We start from the raw sequence: 4,053 nt of genomic DNA on the forward strand, positions 1-4,053 counted from the left end.
AGCGGCTTGAATACTTACACCAACGGTGTATCGCAATTAGCTTCAGGCACAACAAGCTTATCATCAGGTATCAATGCTTATGTTGATGGTGTCAACCAATTGTCAAGTGGTTTGAATGAATTAAATGGCAAATCACAAGACTTAACAAATGGTATTGCACAACTGCAATCAAACAGCAGCTCATACTTGCAACAATTGTTGTCAGGTGCAACTGAATTAAACAATGGTTTACAGAGTTTACAATCTCAAGTTAACGGCATATCTATCCCTGATGTGTCACAATTGCAATCTAGTCTAAGCTCACTAAGCCAACTTAGTCAGCAATTGTCAACAATGAGCAGCGCTATTTCATCTATCAATCGTTCTGATTTGGCAGCTGTTCAAGCAACGTCAGCTTATCAAAGTTTGAGTACTGAACGCCAAGCAGAAATCGAAGCAGCTATTTCTAATAGTTCTGGTGCAGCAACTGCTAATCAGTTAACGTCACAAATTTCAGCAATTCAATCTCAATTGAGTTCGCTTCAATCCCTATCAAGTCAATTAGCAAATCTATCAACACTGTTGAATAACGTTTCAGCCTTGCAATCAGGAGTTGCTTTAGCAAGTGGTGGCAGTCAACAACTTGTCAATGGCTTGACAGACTTCAAGTCAGGTTTAGAAGCAGAAACAGGTATTCCTCAGTTAGTTGATGGTATTTCTCAATACACAGCAGCTGTTTCTCAATTGACAGATGGTGCTAATGCGATTGTCGCGAAAAACGATCAATTAACTGGCGGTGCGTCACAATTGCAATCCGGTGCAGAACAATTAGCTTCTAACAATGATGCTTTAACAAGTGGCGCAGCGAAATTGCAATCCGGTGCTAGTCAATTGGTATCAAACAATGGTCAAATCACTGGTGGTGTAGCAAAATTACAATCTGGAGCAGATCAACTAGTTGCTAACAATGGTCAAATCACTGGTGGTGTAGCAAAATTACAATCCGGCGCCGACCAATTAGTTGCTAACAACGGCAAATTGACAAGTGGTGTCGACCAATTGCAATCCGGCGCTGAACAATTAGCTTCTGGTGCTGGTCAATTGGCAGCAGGTAGTGAAACCTTGACAACTGGTTTAGGAACCTTGACAGACGGTATCTCAACCTTGTCTTCATCACTTTCTAAAGCAAGCAAACAATTGTCAGTTGTTTCTGTTAAGAATAAAAATGCTAAATTAGTTTCTGACCCTGTCACAACAAAACGCAAAGATATTGACACCGTTAAAAATAATGGTATTGGTATGGCACCATACATGATTGCCGTATCTCTAATGGTTGTGGCACTTTCAACCAACGTTATCTTCGCAAGCTCTCTATCAGGTCTTCCAGTTAAAAACCGTTGGGAATGGGCTAAACAAAAAATCTTTATCAATGGTTTGATTTCAACAGCTGGTTCATTGATTCTATATGGAGCTATTCAATTCCTTGGTTTTGAAGCCAATTACGAATGGCGTACCATCTTTGTTATTTTATTAGGTGGTTGGACGCTCATGGCTCTTGTAACGGCGCTTATCGGTTGGAACCGTCGTTATGGCTCATTTATTTCTTTGATTATTTTGGTTCTTCAATTAGGTTCTGCCGGTGGTTCTTACCCAATTGAATTGAGTCCAAAATTCTTCCAAGTTATTCACCCTTACTTACCGATGTCTTACATTGTAACTGCCTTGCGTGAAACCATTTCAATGACAGGCTCTATCGGTCAAGAAGTTGGTGTCTTAGTCGGTTTCTTAATCGCCTTCATGATTATGGGACTGATCATTTACAAACAACCAAAAGCAGAGGCCTAAGAGGGTTTACCTCTGCTTTTTTTGTGGGCAGATTATTTGAAAAATGTCAGAAAATTTTATATAATGAATTCATTATGATTAACGAATTGGGGAGATTATGTCACTTATCACACTTATTTTATCGGTTTTAGTTGCCTTAGAGCATTTTTACATCATGTATCTTGAAACCTTTGCGACACAATCAGATGCGACCAGCCGTGTCTTTAATATGTCAAAAGAAGAGTTGCAACGGACTTCAGTTACCAATCTTTTTAAAAACCAAGGGGTTTATAACGGAATGATTGGTGTTTTCTTGCTTTACGGTGTCTTTACAAGCAATACAACTGTAGTTACTATCTTTTTACTAAATGTCATCTTAGTAGCCCTTTACGGTAGCTTAACAGCTGACCGCAAGATTATCTTAAAACAAGGTGGTCCTGCTATTTTGGCATTATTGACGCTCTTATTTTAAGACAAAAAAAGCATCGCTTAAACGATGCTTTTTGCGTTTATTGAATGGTGATGTCACCGGCTTTGTTGTCAATAGTTAATGTATTTTGGCTAGATGTGTTTAAATCTGAAGCGATGTCTGCATCTCCTAAAAAGTAAGATGGATTAATCTTCAAATCTTTGTCTGCCAGTGTAATATCGACATCTCCAGCTGTTGAGGTGATGCTATTGTCCTCACCCTTGAAAGTCGCATGTTCAGCTGAGAAATCTCCCATGCGGAGTTTGAAAGAAGTATTAGTGATTTGACTATTGTCGCAATCAAGGTCACAAGTTGTAACGGTAAAATCAAACTGATTTAATTGGCTGTGCTCAATATCGACATCTCCAGCTGTCAATGTAACAGTTCCAGCATTGATGTGAGCATTATACATGGTCAAATCCCCAGCTTTGACATCTAATTTGGCATTATCAAGCGAAAGGTTGTTAATGTCTAAATCCCCTGCCTTGAGATTGGCTTGGAGGGAGGTGAGGTTGGTATTTTGCGGCACGGTGATGACAATGGTGTGTGAATTCTCAATGATACCTGATTTTGCTAGATTGATTAAATCTCTGAGACTAAAGAAATGGATCTCAGTATTTTCCCCTTGGCTCAAATGTCCTGTTTGTTTGACCGTTAATGTATCATCCTTAACCTCATAGTTGACAGAAGTTTTGCTATTGTCTGAGTAAGAAATAAAAGGTTTGTCCACGTTTTCCTTAGCAACTACCACATCAAAAGCAGAGCTATCGATAGTTACTTTGCTAAAGGTGTCAAGGCTTACTTTGTGATAACGAGTTGTGCTTAAAGTTTCTACATTTTTCTCCAAATCAGCTAGTCCACCAGTCTCAAATCCATATCCTGCAAGTGCTGCACCAATTAAGGTCGCTCCAATCCCAAATCCTAAAATAATCTTTGTCCACGATTTCATCATTTTCTCCCTTTATTTACTGTTTTTTGTGCCAAATGAACAATGCTGCGCCCAGCCATTCTAAAGACTGCTCCAGCTGCTAAAATGGCTAATAATGACAAGCCAAGTGATAGTAAGCCTAAGCCAAAACCAAGTGCTGTTGCTGAGTAAGAAACACTGAGGTAAGACCAGCTGTCAAAGAGCATATAAAATCCTGAAATAATAAAAGCAACTGCAAGCGCAAGTACTGTTGCAATAAGAGCAACCCCCAAGGCTAAAATAGTAATGAGAACCCCAAAAATGAGAAGGGCAAGCGGTAGAGCAACAGGTGTTGCTAGTACAGCTAAACTAGCAATCCAAACCATTGTTCCCCATTTTTTAGGCGTTTCAGTAGCATCTGCATCAATGATTTTCTCATCAAGCAAACGGCTGATAATATCACGAGCAGCCTCTTTTGGAGTCCCCAATTCGGCAATCACTGCCTCCTCATTTTCTGGGCCAGCCTCGTCAAAATATTCCCTAAAATAGTCCATCGCCTCTTGGTAGTCATCCTTTGGCAATTTCCGTAGATACCGATCTAATTTAGCTAAATACTCAACTTTCGTCATCCTCTAATCTCCCTTCAATAATCTCGTCAACCTTTTCCTGATAAAGTTTCCACTCCGTTTTCAAAAAAGCCAATTGCTCCTTGCCACTGTCAGTAATGGCATAGTACTTGCGTTTACGTCCTTGATATTCTTGTTGATAAGTGCTTAAGTAACCCGCTTTTTCCAATTTTTTTAAAATCGGGTACAAAGTGGATTCTTTGATATTTGCCAGCTTTTTAATCGTGTGACTAATGGCATACCCATAA

At 39.5% G+C, this 4,053-nt stretch carries 5 protein-coding genes; 2 read left to right on the forward strand and 3 right to left on the reverse strand.

Annotated features, from left to right (window positions below; translation table 11 throughout):
• Positions 1–1,824, forward strand: a 1,824-nt coding sequence (locus B3R79_RS02820) for a YhgE/Pip domain-containing protein (RefSeq protein WP_293693619.1), incomplete at its 5' end; no start/stop codon positions are given.
• A 97-nt stretch (positions 1,825–1,921) separates the two neighbouring features.
• Entirely contained in the window at positions 1,922–2,275 is a 354-nt protein-coding gene (locus B3R79_RS02825) for a DUF1304 domain-containing protein (protein ID WP_154454958.1), read from the forward strand.
• 37 nt (positions 2,276–2,312) lie between these two features.
• Here B3R79_RS02825 and B3R79_RS02830 read toward each other — a convergent pair whose 3' ends face one another.
• From B3R79_RS02830 to B3R79_RS02840, 3 genes are all read right to left on the reverse strand, one after another.
• Positions 2,313–3,221 carry a DUF4097 family beta strand repeat-containing protein gene (locus B3R79_RS02830; RefSeq protein ID WP_204984682.1) on the reverse strand — a complete coding sequence of 303 codons (909 nt, stop codon included), beginning with the start codon at positions 3,219–3,221 and terminating at the stop codon, positions 2,313–2,315.
• Positions 3,221–3,808 (reverse strand): DUF1700 domain-containing protein, encoded by a 588-nt coding sequence (locus B3R79_RS02835; protein ID WP_204984681.1) that lies wholly within the window; start codon positions 3,806–3,808, stop codon positions 3,221–3,223. Before B3R79_RS02835 ends, B3R79_RS02830 begins: the two co-directional genes overlap by 1 nt.
• Positions 3,795–4,053, reverse strand: a 259-nt coding sequence (locus B3R79_RS02840) for a PadR family transcriptional regulator (protein ID WP_293693624.1), incomplete at its 5' end; no start/stop codon positions are given. The genes B3R79_RS02840 and B3R79_RS02835, both read right to left, overlap by 14 nt.

The organism is Streptococcus sp. UBA3373 (assembly GCF_002360305.1).
Classification (GTDB): domain Bacteria; phylum Bacillota; class Bacilli; order Lactobacillales; family Streptococcaceae; genus Streptococcus; species Streptococcus alactolyticus.